The sequence below is a fragment of the Aeromonas sp. QDB14 genome, assembly GCF_027707845.1.
Classification (GTDB): Bacteria; Pseudomonadota; Gammaproteobacteria; order Enterobacterales; family Aeromonadaceae; genus Aeromonas; species Aeromonas caviae.
In genome coordinates this window covers 1-19,363 of sequence record NZ_JAPCJD010000079.1, presented here as the reverse complement: position 1 = coordinate 19,363, position 19,363 = coordinate 1, and the positions used below count along the sequence as shown (strand labels likewise).

General features: G+C 61.9%; 12 protein-coding genes. 2 read left to right on the top strand and 10 right to left on the bottom strand.

Annotation, left to right across the window (positions count from 1 at the left end; all coding sequences use genetic code 11):
• Positions 1–110 precede the first annotated feature (110 nt).
• The 8 genes from putP to PG887_RS18820 form a co-directional block, all read right to left on the bottom strand.
• The gene (gene putP / locus PG887_RS18855) at positions 111–1,619 is read right to left on the bottom strand and encodes a sodium/proline symporter PutP (RefSeq protein ID WP_270822583.1); all 1,509 of its coding nucleotides are present in this window, start codon (positions 1,617–1,619) and stop codon (positions 111–113) included.
• Positions 1,620–1,893: 274 nt separating this feature from the next.
• Positions 1,894–2,820: a L,D-transpeptidase family protein gene (locus PG887_RS18850; RefSeq protein ID WP_270822582.1), complete on the bottom strand. Its 927-nt coding sequence runs from the start codon at positions 2,818–2,820 to the stop codon at positions 1,894–1,896.
• 185 nt (positions 2,821–3,005) lie between these two features.
• On the bottom strand, positions 3,006–4,247 hold the full coding sequence (locus tag PG887_RS18845; RefSeq protein WP_010675524.1) for a mechanosensitive ion channel family protein: 1,242 nt from the start codon (positions 4,245–4,247) through the stop codon (positions 3,006–3,008).
• A 131-nt stretch (positions 4,248–4,378) separates the two neighbouring features.
• A complete protein-coding gene (locus PG887_RS18840; RefSeq protein ID WP_010675525.1) occupies positions 4,379–5,578 on the bottom strand; it encodes an acetate kinase in 1,200 nt (399 codons plus the stop codon).
• A gap of 218 nt (positions 5,579–5,796) precedes the next feature.
• Positions 5,797–6,267 carry a YhcH/YjgK/YiaL family protein gene (locus tag PG887_RS18835; protein ID WP_270822580.1) on the bottom strand — a complete coding sequence of 157 codons (471 nt, stop codon included), beginning with the start codon at positions 6,265–6,267 and terminating at the stop codon, positions 5,797–5,799.
• Positions 6,268–6,576: 309 nt separating this feature from the next.
• Positions 6,577–7,683 (bottom strand): 1-acyl-sn-glycerol-3-phosphate acyltransferase, encoded by a 1,107-nt coding sequence (locus PG887_RS18830; RefSeq protein ID WP_010675527.1) that lies wholly within the window; start codon positions 7,681–7,683, stop codon positions 6,577–6,579.
• Between the two features lie 174 nt (positions 7,684–7,857).
• A complete protein-coding gene (locus tag PG887_RS18825; protein ID WP_270822579.1) occupies positions 7,858–8,412 on the bottom strand; it encodes a GNAT family N-acetyltransferase in 555 nt (184 codons plus the stop codon).
• Positions 8,413–8,449: 37 nt separating this feature from the next.
• Positions 8,450–9,004, bottom strand: coding sequence for a GNAT family N-acetyltransferase (locus PG887_RS18820; RefSeq protein WP_227263424.1), 555 nt, complete (start codon positions 9,002–9,004; stop codon positions 8,450–8,452).
• Between the two features lie 351 nt (positions 9,005–9,355).
• On the opposite strand from PG887_RS18820, the gene PG887_RS18815 reads away from it, so the two are divergent.
• Complete coding sequence (locus tag PG887_RS18815) at positions 9,356–11,128, top strand: M4 family metallopeptidase (RefSeq protein ID WP_053288774.1); 1,773 nt, start codon at positions 9,356–9,358, stop codon at positions 11,126–11,128.
• A gap of 57 nt (positions 11,129–11,185) precedes the next feature.
• Here the strand turns inward: PG887_RS18815 and PG887_RS18810 are convergent, their stop codons facing one another.
• A complete protein-coding gene (locus tag PG887_RS18810; RefSeq protein WP_029314793.1) occupies positions 11,186–12,085 on the bottom strand; it encodes a LysR family transcriptional regulator in 900 nt (299 codons plus the stop codon).
• A 202-nt stretch (positions 12,086–12,287) separates the two neighbouring features.
• On the opposite strand from PG887_RS18810, the gene mdtH reads away from it, so the two are divergent.
• Positions 12,288–13,481 carry a multidrug efflux MFS transporter MdtH gene (gene mdtH, locus PG887_RS18805; RefSeq protein WP_270822577.1) on the top strand — a complete coding sequence of 398 codons (1,194 nt, stop codon included), beginning with the start codon at positions 12,288–12,290 and terminating at the stop codon, positions 13,479–13,481.
• A gap of 167 nt (positions 13,482–13,648) precedes the next feature.
• On the opposite strand, the gene PG887_RS18800 is transcribed toward mdtH, so the two are convergent.
• Positions 13,649–19,363 (bottom strand): Ig-like domain-containing protein (locus tag PG887_RS18800; protein ID WP_270822576.1); only part of this gene is annotated, 5,715 nt, incomplete at its 5' end.

Genomic DNA, 19,363 nt, shown 5'->3' with positions numbered 1-19,363 from the left:
GGAACCAGTGATTGGTTCCGGATTGTCCTACAGCAGAAGGATCGGTCAATGGATCCTTAACTGATCAGCATTGCCGCCATGGCGGGGCTTTTTGTCACGGATGGCGCGGGTTATTTCACCGCGACCGCCTCCGTCAGGGGGCTCTGGAACTCCTGCTCGGCTTCTGCGAAGCGATCCTGCATGGCCTTGGAGGGAGCCTTGTCCAGCAGGCTGAACAGCACGATAGCCAGGGTAGCAAACAGGAAGCCCGGGATGATTTCGTACAGACCCAGCCAGCCGAACTGCTTCCAGATGATGACGGTCAGGGCACCGGTCAGCATGCCCGCCAGGGCGCCGTTGCGTGTCATGCGGGACCAGAGCACGGAGAGCAGCACCACGGGGCCGAAGGCGGCACCGAAACCGGCCCAGGCGTAGCTCACCAGCCCCAGCACCCGGTTTTCCGGGTTGGTGGCGACGGCGATGGCCACCAGGGCGATCAGCAGCACCATGGCGCGGCCGACCCACACCAGCTCTTTCTGGGAGGCGTTCTTGCGCAGGAAGGGCTTGTAGAGATCCTCGGTGATGGCGCTGGAGCAGACCAGCAGCTGGCAACTGAGGGTACTCATGACCGCCGCCAGGATGGCGGAGAGCAGCACGCCGGCAATCCAGGGGTTGAACAGGATCTTGGAGAGCTCGATGAAGACGCGCTCCGGGTTGGCGGTCACGCCACCCGCCTGCTCGGTGAAGGTGGAGAAGTAGGCCAGGCCGAAGAAACCGATGGCCACGGCGCCACCCAGGCACAGCACCATCCAGGTCATGCTGATGCGACGGGCGCTGGCCATGGAGTGGTGGGAGTCCGCCGCCATGAAGCGCGCCAGGATGTGGGGCTGGCCGAAGTAGCCCAGGCCCCAGGCCATCAGGGAGATGATGGCGATGAAGTCCAGGTTCTTGAACATGTCGAGGTTGCTGGCGTTCTGCGCCGCCACCTGCACCATGGCGGTGTCGATGCCGCCCACGGCGATGATGACGAACACCGGAGTCAGGATGAGGGCGAAGATCATCAGGGTCGCCTGCACGGTGTCGGTCCAGCTTACCGCGAGGAAGCCGCCGAAGAAGGTGTAGGTGATGGTGGCCGCGGCACCGATCCAGAGGGCGGTGTCATAGCTCATGCCGAAGGTGCTCTCGAACAGGCGGGCACCGGCCACCACGCCGGAGGCGCAGTAGATGGTGAAGAACAGCAGGATCACCAGGGCGGAGAGGATGCGCAGCACCCGGCTCTTGTCTTCGAAGCGGTAGGTGAAATAGTCCGGCAGGGTCAGGGCGTTGCGGTTCTTCTCGGTGTGAACCCGCAACCGACCGGCCACCCAGCGCCAGTTGAAGTAGGCGCCGATGATGAGGCCGATGGCGATCCAGCTCTCGGAGATACCGCCGATGAAGACGGCGCCAGGCAGGCCCATCAGGAGCCAGCCACTCATGTCGGAGGCACCGGCGGAGAGGGCGGTCACCCAGCTCCCCATACGGCGGCCGCCGAGAATGTAGTCGTCAAAGTTACGGGTGGCGCGATAGGCGATGAAGCCGATCAACACCATCCCGAGGATGTACACCAGAAAGGTGATGAGCATGGGGGTGCTAGCTGTCATTCAAAACTCCGTTATGTGACGTCTGTGCCCGTTCTTGCGACGGACTCTTCCTTAAAAAAACCGGCCTAGAGTAATCAGCAGATCGCCGGACCACAACCACTTTTAACAAATAAAAAACACATGAAAAACGTTTAACACCTAACCAAGCAACCACTCAATTGCAATAAGGCCGGATTTTATCCCGACCTGCCAAGGGTTTACCCTGATGATCCCCTCCCCCGCGCCATAAAAAAGCCCCGACAGTGGCCGGGGCTCGGAATACCGACGGGCGGGATCAGCGGTTGATGGCGATGGGCATGCCGCTGCGCTGCTCCAGGGCCTGCTTGACCAGCTGGGAGTCGCTGTCCGCGTGGGCGATGAAGCGGGTCACGGCGGTGGACATGGGCAGCGGGGCCGGCAGGCTGGAGTTGAACTCCTCCTGGTTGCGGGAGAGGGGCTGGTGCACTTCCAGGTAGCGGCGGCCATCCGGCTCGACAGAGGCCTTGATGGGCTGGTTCACGAACTGGACGCGGGTACCGACCGGGACCTGCTTGAACAGGTACTCGATGTCGTCGTTGCGCAGACGCACGCAGCCGTGGCTCACCCGCAGGCCGATGCCGAACTGGGCGTTGGTGCCGTGGATGGCGTACATCTTGCCGATGTAGAGCGCGAACAGCCCCATGGGGTTGTCCGGACCGGCCGGCCAGACCGCAGGCAGGGTCTCGCCACGGGCGGCATACTCGGCGTGCATCTTCGCGGTCGGGGTCCAGGTCGGGCCCGCCTTCTTGCGCTGCACGCTGGTCACCCAGTCTTCCGGGGTGTCGGTGCCGAGCTGGCCGATGCCAATCGGCAACACTTCCACCACCTTCTTGCCTTTGGGGTAGTAGTAGAGGCGCATCTCGGCCACATTCAGCACGATGCCTTCACGGGGGGCATCCGGCAGGATCAGCTGATGGGGCACGACCAGCTTCTCGCCCGCCTGCAGCAGCAGGGGGTCTGCCTTGGGGTTGGCTTCCAGCATGTTGGTCAAGCCGAGCTGGAATCTGGCCGCTGCCGCTTCCAGGGGTTGGCCCGCCTCTTCCGGGGACACCACGTAGTCCAGGTTCTCCCCCACCAGGCGGCTGTTGGCTGCGGGCAGGGTATATTCGATGGCGAGGGCGGGCATGGCGGCCAGGATCAGGGAGCAGCACAGTGCGGCCGCCGTGTTGTGGAGGAGCTTCATAACTTTCCTGTGATAAAGGGGGTGGTTCAGCACTCTGGCCAGCGCGGAGGCGACGGGCGCGCCCGGGGCGAAGAGAAGGCCGCCATTTTTCTCCTCTGCCATGCAAATTTCAACCGCCACGTGCTGACGGGTCGGTGATTAAATACGGTGCCGCGCTGCGCCACGGCACCTTGTCATAAGCGGGATCAGCCGTTTTTCCAACTGTGCATATCATAACCGGTTGGCGACTGATGCAAACGCAGATGGAATTGCTCAATTATCGCAAATATGTGGTCGAAAATATCAGCCTGTATCCCTTCATACTCGGCCCAGGCGGTGGTCGCCGTGAAGCAGTAGATCTCCAGCGGCAGGCCGTCCGTGGTCGGTGCCAACTGGCGCACCATCAGGGTCATGTCCTTGCGAATGCCCGCATGAGCCCGCAGGTAGGCGTCCAGATAGGCGCGAAGGGTGCCGAGGTTGGTGAGGTGGCGACCATTGATGGGGCAGCTGATGGCATCGCTGAGCTGCTGGTTGTAGCTGCTGAGCTCCTGCTCCTTGCGGCTGAGGTAGGGTGCCAGCAACCTGGCCTGCTTGAGCTGCAACTGCTCCTGCGAGGTGAGGAAGCGCACGCTGGTCATGTCAATGTTGACGCTGCGCTTGATGCGGCGCCCGCCGGATTCGGTCATCCCCTGCCAGTTCTTGAAGGAGTCGGAGATGAGGGCATAGGTAGGGATGGTAGTGATGGTCTTGTCCCAGTTCGACACCTTGACCGTGGTGAGGCCGATGTCGGTCACCTCGCCGTCCGCCCCGTACTTGTCCATCTGCAGCCAGTCACCGACGCTCAGCATGCGGTTGGCGGAGAGCTGGATACCCGCCACCAGGCCGAGGATGGGGTCCTTGAACACCAGCATCAGGACCGCGGTCATGGCCCCCAGGCCGCTGAACAGGAAGAGGGGCGACTTGCCGAGCAGCAGGGCGATCATCAGGATGCCCACCAGGATGCTGGCCACCAGTTTCACCCCCTGGAAGATGCCGCGCAGGGGCAGATCCCGCCCAAGCCGGGTATGCCGGCTCAGGGAGAGCAGGCAGTCGAGCAGGGCGAACAGGGCCAGCAGCAGGAACAGCAGGATCCAGAGCTGGGCCAGCAACTCGATAAGCGCCAGGCTCTCGGACGCTTTGGGCAGCCAGATCTCCGCCTGACCGAGCAGTACGGCGCCCTGGAACACGAAGGCGAGCCGGTAGAAGAGGCGCTGCTGCAACTGGGGCGGCAGCCACATCTGCTTGGTCTTGCCAAGCAGCCCCACCAGGCGCACCAGCAGGATGCGGTGCAGCACCAGGTGCAGCACCATGGCGGTCAGCACGATGAACCCCAGGGCAATCACCAGGGCCATCATGGGGGTCACATCGACCCCCAGGCCTGACAACCAGTTGAAAAACATCTCTTTCATCGTTACCTCCGCAATATCACACAGCGGTCAGGGTACGCATCTGGTCCCCCATGTCAAATGACAGGCCGATCACTATTGCCGAAACGACAACGCCCGGCAGGGGCCGGGCGTTGTCGTCACCAGAGGGTGCCTTAGCCGACCAGGCTCAGGGCATCACGGGCGATCACCAGCTCTTCGTTGGTGGGCATCACCAGGGCCAGACGGCTGCCTTCGACGGTGATGGGGCCTTCACCGCCCAGTACGGCTGCGTTGTTGGCCTCCTTGTCGATCTTGAAGCCGAGCAGGGCCAGTCGGGCCAGCACCATCTCGCGCACCATGGCGGCGTTCTCGCCGATGCCGCCGGTGAACACCAGGGCGTCCAGGCGACCATCCATGGCGGCAGCATAGGCACCGACGTACTTGGCAACGCGATAGGTGAAGACGTCCAGCGCACGCTTGGCACCGGCGTCGGTGGCGTAGTTGCCGGTGACGTAGCGGCAGTCGCTGCTCTCCTCGGTCATGCCCAGCAGGCCGGATTCGCGGGTCAGCACCTGGTTGATCTTGTCCACGCTGTAACCCAGGTTGTCGTGCATGAAGAAGACGATGGCAGGGTCGATGTCACCGGAGCGGGTGCCCATCGCCAGCCCTTCCAGCGGGGTCAGCCCCATGGAGGTGTCGACGGACTCGCCGTTCTTGATGGCGCAGACGGAGGCACCGTTGCCCAGGTGGCAGTTGATGATGTTGAGCTCATGGAGCGGTTTGCCCAGCGCCTTGGCGGTCTCTTCGGCGATGAAGCGGTGGGAGGTGCCGTGGGCGCCGTAACGACGGATGCCATTCTCGCGATAGAGCTTGTAGGGCAGCGCGTAGAGGTAGGCTTCCTCTGGCAGGGTCTGGTGGAAGGCGGTGTCGAACACGGCCACGTTCTTGTCGGCCAGGGCCGGGAACACCTTGAGGGCGGCACGGATGCCGATGAGGTGCGCCGGGTTGTGCAGGGGGGCAAACGGAATGGCGGCCTCGATGCCGGCAATCACGCCGTCATCGATGCGCACGGAACGGGAGAACTGCTCGCCGCCGTGCACGATGCGATGGCCGATGGCGACCAGCTGATCGGCCAGGGCGGGATCCTGGGGCAGGATGTGGCCCACGATGTGGTCGAGGGCTTCCTGGTGCGCAGCACCGGCGCCCAGCATGGCGTCGCCCTTGACCCCGTGGAGTTTCCATTTGATACGTGCGTCATCCAGATTGAAGCATTCGGCCAGGCCGGACAGCATGTCCTCGCCCGTTTCAGCGTCCATTACGGCAAATTTCAGGGAAGAGCTACCGCAGTTAAGGATCAATACCAACTTGCTCATGTTCTACATCTTCCTGTGCTTCGGCGTTACGCCGACAGTGTCGTGTCATCCAGCGATGGATGGGATTCCCCTGCCGGGGGCTTATGGTCGCAGGAGGGTGCGTCCAATTTTTCAAATCGTTGGGCGCAGACCGTTCGTCTGGCGCGCGCGTCGAATCAGCGATTCGCAACGGGCCTCTGTTGGCCCAATCACTCGGGACTCCAGGCCCCGGTTGCCACTCAGGCGCCGGTCAGCAGCGACTGGTGAACCTTGACGACCAGCTTCTTGACCGGACCTGGGGTCGTCAGGGTACAGAGGGGGCGATGCAGTTCTCCCGGCCAGAAGATGGCGAAGTCGCCGGGCTGCAACGCCAGATAACTGGTCTGCTCGTCATCGACGAACCAGAGATCGGGGTGAGGATGATCGGCACCGTCCCGGCTGTAGGCGTGAGGGCCCACGCCGATCCACTCCTCGCCGCGCAGCAGCAGCTGGATGTCCAGATACTGCTCATGAAACTCGCCCCGGCGATCCGCCACCGGCTCTGTCAGATCCTCGCTCACCAGGCAGAACAGCGTGAGGCCGTCGACCTCCTGCTTGCCGAGGGGGGCGTACAGCCAGCGTTCGACGCTTTGCACCACCTCGGCCACGATACGGTTCAGGGGGGCGGGCAAGGGGGTGCGTTGCAAGGTATCCAGACTGCCGGTGATCATGAGGTTCGCATCCTTAGATATATCTGTGGTCTATCTTTGTGCACCAATGAAAAAGGACCATTGAAGGTCCTTTTATCGTCTCGTCTGCCATCCGTGCAGACGGGGGCGCTGTCGCTTCCAAGCCGATGGCGCCGAGTCACTGTTGCATACTCGTCCGCCCCTGCCAAGAGATACTCGCCCATTCACCCGATGATCGTACCAGTTGAAACAATATTATTCACTACCCAATCTCCCCCGACTTTGACCAGACGCAAAAACGGGAGCATCTGCTCCCATTTTTTTTCCATCACCCGTTCAAAACGGTGCCATTCAAACCTTGCCGGCGTTTTCCACCGGCTTGGCGTACATGGCGCGCCAGATGGCCTTGTGCTCTTGTGGCACCTCGGACTGGCGAGTCAGGAAGGCGCTCTGCTCTATGGTGCTGGCCTTGCCGGGCACATCCGCCGCGAGGTAGTTGCCCGGGAAGAGGCGATAGCTGCTCCAGATCGCCTTGTCGATGAGCGCCGCCAGCTCGTCCGGATCGCTGAAGCCCTCAGTGATGGGGGCGCCGAAGGAGACATGTACCCGCCCCTTCTGGCCAACGATGCCCGCGACGATACTCTCGATGTCCTCGAACTCGCCCTTCTCGTAGCTGCCGTTGACCGACTTCTCGTAGAGCTCGCGCGCCTTGGCCTTGTCGGTGGGATCCAGCTCGTAGCTGATGCTCACCGGCACGATGTTGAGGCTGCGCATGTAGTCGACGAACTCGATCTTCTGCTTCTTGCCGTCCACGTAGAACATCTTGAGGATGGCCGGATCCGTCTTGTCGTCCCCGTCCTTGGCGCGCCCCTCCTTCTGGGCGATCCAGATGGAGTGTCCCTCGTGCACCGACTGGCCGATGTAGGCCGACAGCTCGCCGAGGGCCTTCATCATCTCCCGCGGTCCCTTGGCGGAGCGCTTGACGATGAAGCTCTTGTTGAGCTTCATCAGCTCGGTGGCGCAGGGCTTGCGCAGCAGGTTGTCGCCGATGGCGATGCGCACGGTATCGAAACCGTGGGTGTGCAGCCCCCAGTTGACGAACGCCGGATCCATGGCGATGTCCCTGTGGTTGGAGACGAACAGGTAGCCCTGCTCCTTCTTGAGGTGTTCGAGCCCGGAGAAGCTCACTCCCTGGGTGGAGGTGGCGATCATCCGGGTCATGTAGCGGGTCACCCCCATCTGTACCTGATGGATGGTGCTGACCTTGGCCCACTTGTGGCGCAGGAACTGGCGGATCAGCGGGCGAATGGCCCAACCCAGCCAGCTCATCAGGGAACCGAAGCGGTATTTGGCGATGGCGCCGATAAACTCGTCATCCTGGATCAGCCGCTCGATGGCAGCCGGTACTTCTTCATCGCGATAGGGGCGAATGTCCGCGAATCTATCTACTTCTGTCACAATGTCTGCCTTGCATGTATGGAGTCGCGGCCTGCGTCTGCCGGCCGGGAAAATTCAGGGCGCAATTTTACACGCTTTTATCCCCAGGGGTATGAGAGGCGTACAGATAGTGCGATCTTGCAGTGAAAAAGCGATGGCGGTCACCCGCCAGCCCCCCTTTCGACAACGGCTCTGCTAGCCAGCGGGGTTGATGAGCGCGGTGAGGACGTGGTCCTCCCAGCGGCCGTTGATCATCAGATAGTCCCGAGCGTACCCCTCCTGCTCGAACCCCAGCCGTTCGAGGAGCCCGCCGCTTCGCAGGTTCGCGGGCATGTAGCTGGCCATGATGCGATGCAGGCCCCGCTCCCGGAACAGGTGATCGATGCCAGCGGCCACCACCTCCTGCATCAGGCCCTGCCCCTCGTGCTCCTTGTCGATGGCATAGCCCAAGTGGCACGCCTTGAACATGCCCATCACAATGTTCGTGAAATTGCAGGTGGCGAGCACCCGCTCCCCCCTGGGATCGAGCGCCACCAGTTGCACGGCACTGCCCTCGAAATAGTGGCCGTAACCGTCGCGCAAGCGGGTCTGCCAGTGAGCCAGGGTGTAGAAGCTCTCCTCCCGCTTGGGCTCCCAGGGGGACAGGTGGGCGCGATTGCGCAGATAGAAATCCACCATCAGGCAGGCCCGCTCCGGGGTCAGCACGGTCAGCCGGGTACGGGGGGTGGCAATGTGTGGCAGCGTCGTCATCTCACCCTCAGGAGGTTGGAAGCGGACAGGAAGGTCATCAGAGATCCCTCAGCCTCAGCCACTCGTCCCGCAGCAGGCCGTAGTGCACATGATCCACCACCCTGTCCGCCAGCCGCTCCGCCCGCCGGGTGATCCCCTCCTGGGTCATTCCCAGCCGCTCGCACACGGCTCGGCTCGCCTCGTTCTCGAGGGCGGCGCTGATCTCCACCTTCTCCATCCCCATCTCCTCGAAGGCGTGATGGATCAGGGCCTGGCAGGCCCGGGTGATGATGCCGTGTCCCTGCCAGCGCTCCGCCAGCCAGTAGCCGATGGTCACCTTGCTGAGATCCTGATCGATCTGGTTGTAACCGATGACGCCGACCACCTCCCCCTGATACTCGATGGCCGTGGTCAGCCCCTCCCCCCGGGCAAACTTCTCGATGGCGTGGCGAATGAAGGTGGCGCTGTCGGCGGGCTGCTGGATGTGGGGCACCCAGGGCAGCCACTGGGAGAGGTAATCGCGGTTGCGCTGGCAGAGGCGAAACAGCTCGCTGGCCATGTCGGGTTGCAGGAACAGGAGCGCCAGCTCGTCATCCAGTTGCCATGAAAACATCGCCACTCCTCCCCGGTTCCGCTCCGGCCATCTGCCGTCATGGGAGCCAATGTAGTCAATCAATCCCTTGTTTGCCAAGGACTTTTCAACTGGCTTCCCCGCTGGCAACCCCCATATGGCGATCCCCATACGGGCACCTTGCTACCAAGGTCATCAATCACCCCTCACAGCGGTTCAACATGCTGCCATTACCAGTATTTGTGGATGATTGGCGCTGTAAAAGTGAATCGTGCTACCTGTTTTCGCTGCCCTGTGACAAATGACAGGCCGTTATTTTCCCCCTTCCCACTAGTGTAAGAGCGCCGGGCAACGGACCCGGCGTGTAATCTTCATCGACTAAGGAAAGACGAGATGAACAAAGTCTATTTGGCCGTCATGCTGGCCTGCTGGGGAAGCGCCGCCATGGCGGCAGAACAGGTGGAAGTGAACCAGGTCTCCGACCTGACCGGTGCGGTGAGCGGCGCCGCCAAGATTGGCGCCCTTGGCGCCGGGGATGGCGAGTTTCGCAAGGTGCGAGCGGTGACGCTGCCCAATGGCCAGCAGCGGATACGCTATGAGCAGACCTGGCAGGGGATTCCAGTGTGGGGCCAGGTCCTGGTGGCCGATCAGGCGCTGGGGGGCCAGGTCAATCAGGTGTCCGGCACCATGCTGCGCAAGATCGATGCCGACCTGACGGGCCCGGCCGTTGCCCTCTCCGCCAGCGACGCCGCACGCCAGGCTCGCAGCGGTGCCAAGGGGAGCAACGAACAGGTCAAGCTGTTCGTGATGCAGGATGAGACCGGCCAGGCCAGACTGGTCTATCTGGTCTCCTGGCTCGCCGCCAGCAAGGAACCGAGCCGCCCCTTCGTGATGATCGACGCCCAGACCGGCAGCGAGCTCAAACGCTGGGAGGGGATCAACCACAAGGACGCCACCGGCCCGGGGGGCAACGTCAAGACCGGCAAGTATTTTTACGGCGCCGACTTTGGCCCCCTCCAGGTGGATGACAACTGCCGCATGACGGGGACCAATGTGGACACCCTCAACATGAATCACGGCACCACGGGGGGCACCATCCACCAGTTCACCTGCCCGGAGAACACGGTCAAGGAGATCAACGGTGCTTACTCCCCTCTCAACGATGCCCACTACTTCGGCAACGTGGTGTTCGACATGTACCGCAACTGGTACAACACGGCGCCGCTCAGCTTCAAGCTCAAGATGCGGGTGCACTACAGCCGCAACTACGAGAACGCCTTCTGGGACGGCAGCCAGATGACCTTCGGCGACGGGGCCACCACCTTCTATCCGCTGGTGAGCCTGGATGTGGCGGCCCACGAGGTGAGCCATGGCTTCACCGAGCAGAACTCAGGACTGGTCTACTCCGGTCAGTCCGGCGGCATCAACGAGGCCTTCTCCGACATGGCGGGGGAAGCGGCCGAATACTACATGAAGGGCAGCAACGACTGGCTGGTGGGGGCCCAGATCTTCAAGGGCAACGGCTCCTTGCGCTACTTCGAGGACCCGGCCCGGGACGGCAAGTCCATCGGCCACGCCAGCGATTACTATGACGGCATCGACGTGCACCACAGCTCCGGGGTCTACAACCGCGCCTTCTACCTGCTGGCCAACACCAGCGGTTGGCAAACCCGCAAGGCGTTCGAGGTGTTCGTGCTGGCCAACCGCCTCTACTGGGGCCCCAATACCACCTTCGATCAGGGGGCGTGCGGGGTAACCAGGGCTGCCACGGATCTCGGCTACAGCGTGAGCGACGTGGCAGCCGCCTTCACCGCCGTCGGGGTCAATGCCACCTGCGGCGGCACCACGCCCCAACCGGGCAGCGTGCTGCAAAACGGGGTACCGGTGAGCAATCTCACCGCCGCCAAGGGGGGCAAGCTGAACTTCACCGTCGAGGTGCCCGCCGGCAGAAGCCAGCTGGTGGTGACCAGCAGCGGCGGTAGCGGGGATGCGGATCTCTACGTGAAGTTCGGCAGCGCGCCGACCGCCAGCAGCTATGACTGCCGCCCCTACAAGAGCGGCAATGCCGAAACCTGTACCCTGAACGCCCCCAAGGCGGGGACCTGGCACGTGCAGTTGAGCGGGTTCAGCGCCTTCTCCGGCGTCACCCTCAAGGCCAGCTACTGAGTCTGAGCGGGCATCAAGGGGAATAAGCAAAGAGCGCCGGCCTGGTCCGGCGCTTTTTTATGTCCGCTTGCCCGACCAGCGCCGGGCAAGGGTACGGGCCGCCTCCAGCACCCGCTCCTTGGCGGGATTGGGGCGCTTGCCGCTGCGCCAGGCCATCATCACGTCCCAGTGATCCGGTGGCAGATCCACCACGTCCAGCTTCACCAGGCGACCGAACTCCAGATCCCGGGTGATGGCGAGCGCCGGCATCAGGGTGATGAAGCCGTGCTCCAGCGCCAGCTCCCGTGCCGCACTCGCTGGCTGGATGGCGTGCAGCGGGCTCGCCACCTGGCGCAGCAGACGCAACTGCAGGATCAGCTCGTCGCAGCCCGTCCCCCACTGCTGGGGCGCCAGCCGCTCGTTGGCAATGTCCTGCAGGGTCAGCCCCTGCCGCCCGGCCAGCGGGTGGGTGGCGCAGGCCACGGCGATGATCGGGGAACGGTAAAGCAGTTCGAGCTGGATGCCCGCGATGGCAGGGCACTTGAGAATGAAGCCCACGTCGGTCTCGCCGGTCAGCAACTCCTGCATGATGATGCCAGAGTGATCCGTGTTGCAGCGGATCTCGAAGGTCTCGTCCACCAGGGCCAGCAGCAGGGGGCCGAACACCGCCGTGGTCAGAGAGGGGAGGCAGGAAAGCCGGATCCGCGGCAATGCAGGCGCCCCCTGCATCGCCAGCCGCCCCCCTTCCAGTGCGCTCAGAGCCGCGGTCGCGGCAGGCAGAAACTGCTCGCAGGCCGGGGTCGGGGTGGCCCCCCGACGATGGCGACGGAACAGGGACTGGCCCAGCTCCTGCTCCAGCACGGCAATGCGCTGGCTCACCATGGGTTGTGACCAGCCGCGAATGGCGGCCACCTTGCTGAAGCTGCCACGGTTGGCCACATCCAGCAGCAGTTGCAAATCGTCGAGGGTCATAGCCATAACCAAATCCAATATGAAATATAGCCAGTTGTCGGCTACCACTATATCTGGAGCCCCACCAGAATAGCAGCATCAATCGTCATGAACCGGCTGAACGCCACCGAGCCAGGGAGTTGTCATCCCCCTTGGCTCTGTTTGGTGACGGCGCCGTTCGGGCAAGAAAGACAACAATATCAGCGAAGCAAACAGAGGTATCAGGGTCATGGTGGATCGGGCGAGGCGGTTGGGGCGGTGGTTCTTGGCATTGGATTCCCTGCTGGTGATCCTGGGCTTCTTCGTGGTGATGCCCATGATCAGCCTGCGCTTCGTCGACCAACTGGGCTGGGCCGCCGGTGTGGTCGGACTGGCACTGGGGCTGCGTCAGCTTACCCAGCAAGGGCTGGGGGTCTTTGGCGGCTCCCTCGCCGACAAGTTCGGGGCGCGCCCCCTCATCGTCTGCGGCATGCTGCTGCGGGCGCTGGGGTTTGCCAGCCTGGCCTATGCCCAGAGCGGATTGGAGCTGATCCTCTCCTGCATCATCTCGGGGCTGGGTGGCTGCCTGTTCGATCCCCCCCGCGCCGCCCTGGTGATCAAGTTCACCCGGCCACGGGAGCGGGGTCGCTACATCTCCCTGCTGATGATGCTGGAGAGCGCCGGCGCCGTGGTGGGAGCCCTGCTCGGCAGTTGGCTGCTCAACTTCGATTTTGAATATGTCTGCCTGCTGGGTGCCGGCCTGTTCGTCTGCGCCGCCCTGTGCAACCTGCTGATCCTGCCCTCCTACAAGCTTTCGGTGCGTCCGACGCCGATCCGGGACGGCCTCGGCCAGGTGCTGGCGGACAAGGCCTTCTGCCGACTGGTGCTGATCTTAAGCGGCTACTACGCGCTCTGGGTGCAGGTCATGCTGATCTTCCCCATTCTCGTCAAACAGATGGCAGGCAGCACCACGGCGGTGGGCTGGATGTACACCCTGGAGACGGCCATCTCCCTGGCCCTGCTCTACCCCCTTGCCCGGTTCGGCGAGCGCCACTTCAAGCTGGAGAACCGCCTGATGGCGGGGGTGCTGCTGATGACCACGGGGATCGGGCTGGTGGCCTTTGCCACCACCTTGCCCGCGGTCTTCCTGCTGCTCGCCTGCTTCTATCTCGGCATCGTCATCGCCGAGCCGGCGCGGGAAACCCTGATGACCAAGCTGGCACAACCGGGGGCGCGGGGCAGCTACATGGGCTTCAGCCGACTGGGGTTGGCGCTCGGGGGCATGACGGGTTACGTGGGGGGCGGTGCCCTGCACGACTACGCCATGGCCCAGGGGCAACCCTGGTTGCCCTGGCTGGTGCTCGGCACCGTCGGTGTCACCACCTTGCTGCTGCTGGCCAACTGCTTCCAGCGCGGCTCCCGTCTGGCAGGGGTCAACGCCTGATCCTCTGGCAATCATCCCGTCTACCCCGGGCGCCCTTCTCTTGAAGGGCGCCCTTTTTTATCTTCTTCTTGCATTGCCCTCCCCCTCGTCTGCGCCCATCCACCCAAAAATCCCCCATAAAAAAAGCGGCAGATTGCTCTGCCGCTTTTGCCCAGCCCGCTTGGCTGTTACTTGTTGATATCCAACATGTTGTTTTGCAACATGAAATCGATCACCTGGTTGGCAGTCGTCCCTGAACCGCCCGTCAGGGTGTCGAAGGTGTGGTTCATCAGCACTATCTCCTGAGTCACCGGCGCCGCACTGCTCTCCTTGACTTGCAGATGCACCCCTTCGCTGTCCTGGAACACCGAGAGCAGGCTCTTCAGGGAGCTCTCGCTCTTGCTGCCATCGCTGTCTAGCAAGTCGCTCAGATCCAGCTTGTCCCCTTCCGACTTGCTGAAATCGACGATGTAGTCCTTGGCCACCTTGCCAGCCTCGGTATCCCCCTTCAGCCAGGTGAAGGTATCAGCACCTGCATCCCCCATGAGGATGTCGTTTCCGCCCCCCCCGATCAGGATGTCGTTGCCCAGCCCGCCGCTCAATATGTCGTTGCCGGTACCGCCATAGAGGGTGTCGTTGCCACTGCCACCATAGAGGCGATCGTTGCCGCTCTCCCCATAGAGGGTGTCGTTGCCGCTACCACCGAACAGGGTGTCGTTGCCGGCACCGCCGTACAGGAAGTCATCCCCCCCCTGACCGAACAGGATGTCATTGCCATCACCGCCGAGGAGGGTGTCACCCTTGTCATTGGCCGACGACTGATCGAACTCGCTGGCATGATCCGTGATGTAGGCGTGCACCTGGGCATCGGTCACCGACCCAGCCCCCAGCTTGCCGCTCACATACTGCTTGATGGCCGCATACCCTTCCCCGCTGATGCCGGTGAAGCGTACCGCGTCGCCAAACAGGATGTCGTCGCCCGCACCGCCATCGATCCGGTCACTGCCCGGCTTGTTGTTGATGGAGGTTCCCAGAATGGCATTGGCCAGATCGGAGGCTGATACGTTGAACTGCACCACCTGATCGCTATCGAACTGCTTCAGGGTATCGATGGAGACCTTGCTACCGATGCCGATGGCCTGCAGCACTACATTGTTTGCCTCCAGCAGCGGCAGCACGCTCAATGCGTTGTTTCTGGCTGTGTCATTGGTATACCCAGAAATGTAAGCATCTGAGATTTCGAAGCTTCCGTCTCCCTGGGGTTTAAGGGTTCCAATGATGCTATATTCCCATTTCTTTCCATTCTGTGACCACTGTCTGACATCGCCGTTGGCATCCACTATCACCCTCTGATCGCCCCCGATATTGGCGTAGAAGGCCTTGCCCGGTACGTAGTTGTTGACGTTGACAAAGGTATCCAGCCTTTGCACAGTCTTGGTGTTCACCACCGGATTGGTATTTTCGTTGTAGAAGAAGGAGTTGGGTGCCCCATCGGTGATGAAATAGGCCAGATTCTTCGCATTGGTGTTGTTCTTGGCTATGTCACTGTTGAACCAGTTCGAGGTCGCCTTGAGCGGGTCCTCATAGTTGGTATATCCCTCATAGCCATTCATCTGACTAATAACATCCTCCAACAACCCCGAAGCATTGGGATCTTTCAGATCCACGCTGACGGAACGCTTGACCTGGGTATCAAAATCGACCAGGAAGACGTTGACCTTGCCCGCAGCCTCCTTGCCCGCGCTCGCCTGAAGATCTTCGAACACCTGAATCAGCTGATTTCTAATCGTCGCCATATCGTCACCAATACTGCTCGATGTGTCGACCATAAAGGCAAGGTTATAGTTCTGGCCTGGCAGCACCACGCTACCGTCCAGATCCCCCACCACGATATTGTGTTCACTGCCATAGGTCCGGTTCTGATCGCCAGGTTCACCTTCGGTGGACTGGAAGTAGCTCAGACGGATGCTGTCACTGTCGGTCGCGGTACTGGTTTGATCGGTACCCACCTCCTTGGCGATGGCCTCGACCTTGAGATCCACCAGACCGGCGCTGCTGCCCGGCACTCGCAGCGTCAGTCCGCTCAACTTCACATCCAGCGCGCTCGCACTCCACAGACCGCTGTTGACGGTGAGGGTAAGCTTGCCATCAACCCCGACGGTGCCCAGCAACTGGCTGCCCTTGTAGAGCTCGGAGCCTTTGGGCATCCCGCTTAGTACCAGGCTGTCGAGCACTTCGCTGCCATCCCGATCGCTCAGGGAGGCGCTCACCTCCAGCGGGTAGTCGACCACCACCGGCTGCACCAGGGTCAGCACGCCCGTATCCTGATTGATCTGGTAGACACCGTCGGCGAACTGGACATACTCCACGTCGTGCAGCGCCTTGGTGATGCCGACCCCCTTCTCCGTGACGGAGAAGTTGAACCAGCGATCATTGATCGAGTATCCGCTGCCCTTCGTGATGGCGTAGTCGGCACGGTTGCCGGACAGTACAGCGATATCTTTATCACCAGCACCGCCATAGAGAGTATCGCCACCCAACCCAGCGACCAGAATGTCGTTTCCAACGCCGCCGTCGAGGGTATCGCCCGACACTGAGTTGCCACCGACCAGCACGTCATTGCCGTTGCCACCGACGAAGTGGTCTCCGCCCCCCTTCTGGCTCACGATGTAGTCGTTGCCATCACCACCCACCACGGTTTCCTTACTAGAAGTGCTATCGGTCAGAGTGTTGGTGATCCCGAGGGCCCCCTTGTCGAAGTTGCCGGACTGGAACTGGCCCGTGGTGATCCCCGCGCTCGGGAAACTCTGGCTGTAAGACGGCATGCCATTCCCCATCAGGGTGACGTTGACCGTGGGCTTGTCGGCCACCGCCGCCACGTCGATCACAAGCTTGCTGCCGTTGCTGAGGTTGGCACCGTCGCTTATCTGATAGCCGATGCTGGCATAGTCGCCCTTCATGTTGCCGACCACGGCGCCGTTGCCGTTGGCGGCATGGGTGCTCGATTCGTTCAGACCGGGCACGAAGCGCAGATGGCCTGCGTTCACCTCGGCATAGGAGATGAGGGCTCCGGTTTGCACCGCAGCCCACTGCCCAGCTGCATTGAGGTATTCGAGGGTACCGTTCAGCGGCAGGGTATTGATCTTCACCCCGAGATCGGTCGCATCCTGATCGTCGCTGGCACCAAACTGGGCCCAGGTCAGGACCTGGGGCTGATCTTCGGCACCGGCGCTGTGGCCGCCAGCCGCCGTCGGCGCCCGATCATTGTCCACTATGGTACCGGTCCCGCTCTGACCACCGATGGTCACCGAGAGGGTCTCGTTCGTCTCGACCAGACGATCGTTCACCGTCGGGATGGTCACCGTGAAGTCTGTCACGCCCGCCGGTACCGTGATCTTGCCGGTAGTGCTGTTGTAGGTCACGCCGTTGCTGAACTGGGCATTGCCCCAGTCCTGGTTGGAGGCGGGGTTGTTGCCCGATCCGCGAATGGCGAAATCGTATTCGGTCGCTTCCTGGGTCGCATCGGACAAGGTGACCTTGTGCAACAGGTTGCCCCCTTCAGTCACGCTCTCGCTGGAGACACCCTGAACCAGCGGCGTGAAGAGAGGCTTGGTGGCGAAGGAGCCAATGCTGGCGTCACCGTCACCATCCACCACCCGGATCTGGAAGTCGATGTCACCATCACCCAGGGGTTTGGACATGCGCTGGTACTGGAAGAACTCCCACTTGCCGGTGGCTGGGGTGAACTCCAACCTGAACACCAAAGTGCCGTCACTGGCTTCGCCATACAGGGTATTGGGTAGACCTGCTTTGCTGGAAATTGAGATCTCTTTACCAGTAGCTGTCATCAAACCCACTTCATTGGATCCCAAAAGCGCTATATGCCCCTTGCCATCAGCACCCCATTGCGGTGCAACCGTACCCGAACCATAGGCAATTGCCTGCGGCGTATCAGCCCCCAGAAACTCGATAGACTTGACGGTAAAGTCGCTGTTGTCTTTGGTATTGATGTTGCCGTTATTGGTCGCCTTGATCACCATGGTATCGAAGCCACCCTGCTGCACCTGGAAGTTCTGGTTGAACTCTCCGCCCGCTGCATCCGATCTGAATGAAAGTGTGGAAATCAATACGTTGTCTCGGTAGAACTCCACGACCCCGCTCTCCAGCTCGCCGCCAAACATCTTGCTGAACTTGATGTTGGCGCCGTAGGCAACCTTGCCCGCATCCAGCGTGACGATAAGCCGCTCGGATACGGAAGAGCCATCAGCAAAATGGCGGAAGTCAATTTCATTGGCGAGGTTGTGGTAAGGCGCAGCACCGCTAGCCACCCCCAGCCCCGAGCTGGAGCCGTTGACATCCGCCGTTACCAGTGAGGAATCGGTTGCCGACTTGAAGCCCAAGGCGCTGATGGTAAAACCCGCCATGTTCAGGGTGCTCTGGTTGTCACTGTACTTGGTCAGATCGAAGAACCCGGTCAGCACGTTCGGAATATCGGTCTTCACCACGGAAACGGCATCGCTGTTGCCAGCAATGGGGGAGTCGTCCTCCACGCTGACATCCAGCTTGCCCTTGGTGACGCCGCTGCCATCGGAGACCTCCACGTCCAGCTGGAACGACAGCTTGTCTTCCGAGGTCGTATCCCCGTGGTCGAGTGGCTCCTTAAGGGTCACATCATAAGTCCACGCTCCCTTGCCGCTGGCATTGGGTGCCGTCAGCTTGACCTCGACCACAGCCTTGTAATCGGCGCCGCCAATCGCCCCCTTGTAGCCGACCAGCGTCTTGCTGCCCGCATCCCAGCTCCACTGGACCTTGGCCCCACCGGACGTCAGCCCGGCCGGTCCGTTCAGGGAGATGCTGAGCGTGCTGCTGTCGATGTCGCCCACCGAGAGGGTACCGGACGCCTTGATGGCGTTGGTGGTATCCGGGTTGCCGACCGTGTCGGCAATACCGTTTGCCAGACCCTCTTCGGAGACGACAGCCCCATTGGAGATGGTCAGCGTCGGCAGATCGTTGACCGCATCCACCTTGATGGTCACGGTTGCGGGACTCGCATCCACGGCGCCGTCGTTGTCTACCGCCGCATAGTTGAAGGTGGTGTTGCCGTTCCAGTTCGCATTCGGAGTGAAGGTGAGCTTGCCGGCGTCCGCCACCGCAATGCTCTGATCCACCGTCACAGCCACCCCGTTCAGATAGAGGATGCCGTTGGCAGGCAGGCTCTTGATGGTGAAACTCACCACGTTGCCATCGATGTCGCTGCCACTGAGGGTCGGAATGGCGATGCTGGCGGCATCTTCCTGACCGTTTGCCTGCTTGTTCGCCGTCTCCGGCGCTTCATTCAGGATCTGCGCGTTGTCGCTGCCCGGCAGGGAGACGTTGCCCGCCTTGTCGGTCTGGGTCGCCGTCACCGTCAACGACTTGCCGTTGGCCGGGGTCGTCTCCGTCCAGCTGATGGTGCCATTCTGATAGCCGTAGCTCTTGCCATTGCTTGCCAGCAGGGTGCCATCGGCCTTGAGCGTCAACTGGACAGTGCTGTTCACCCCACCATTGTTGATGGTCAGCGTCACCTTGCCGCCCGCAACCAGGTCTGCGTGATTGATCCCGGCGCGTACCTGGATCTGATCATTGCCAATCTCGGCCTTGGTCAGCATCTGGTCGTTGTTGGCATCATCCACGATGACCACGGTCGGGGCATTGGGTGCCTGGGTGTCGGTGTCGGCGGTGTCACTGCCGCCGGTCCCCTTGTTGCCCGCCAGGTCGGTGTAGCTGCCGCTGTTCACGGTCACGCTGGCGGTGCCTTCAAAGCCCGGCGTCGGGGTGAAGGTCGCGGTCCAGGTCTTGCCGCCATCGGAGCTGGTCAGCCCGGTCACGGTGCCGCCCACCACGGTCAGATCGTCCAGCTCGAA

Bases quoted from the DNA above. Each gene is read 5' to 3' on its own strand.
- PG887_RS18850 (WP_270822582.1), bottom strand. From the start codon at position 2,820: ATGAAGCTCCTCCACAACACGGCGGCCGCACTGTGCTGCTCCCTGATC.
- PG887_RS18845 (WP_010675524.1), bottom strand. From the start codon at position 4,247: ATGAAAGAGATGTTTTTCAACTGGTTGTCAGGCCTGGGGGTCGATGTG.
- PG887_RS18840 (WP_010675525.1), bottom strand. From the start codon at position 5,578: ATGAGCAAGTTGGTATTGATCCTTAACTGCGGTAGCTCTTCCCTGAAA.
- mdtH (WP_270822577.1), top strand. From the start codon at position 12,288: ATGGTGGATCGGGCGAGGCGGTTGGGGCGGTGGTTCTTGGCATTGGAT.
- PG887_RS18810 (WP_029314793.1), bottom strand. From the start codon at position 12,085: ATGGCTATGACCCTCGACGATTTGCAACTGCTGCTGGATGTGGCCAAC.
- PG887_RS18815 (WP_053288774.1), top strand. From the start codon at position 9,356: ATGAACAAAGTCTATTTGGCCGTCATGCTGGCCTGCTGGGGAAGCGCC.
- putP (WP_270822583.1), bottom strand. From the start codon at position 1,619: ATGACAGCTAGCACCCCCATGCTCATCACCTTTCTGGTGTACATCCTC.
- PG887_RS18835 (WP_270822580.1), bottom strand. From the start codon at position 6,267: ATGATCACCGGCAGTCTGGATACCTTGCAACGCACCCCCTTGCCCGCC.
- PG887_RS18825 (WP_270822579.1), bottom strand. From the start codon at position 8,412: ATGACGACGCTGCCACACATTGCCACCCCCCGTACCCGGCTGACCGTG.
- PG887_RS18820 (WP_227263424.1), bottom strand. From the start codon at position 9,004: ATGTTTTCATGGCAACTGGATGACGAGCTGGCGCTCCTGTTCCTGCAA.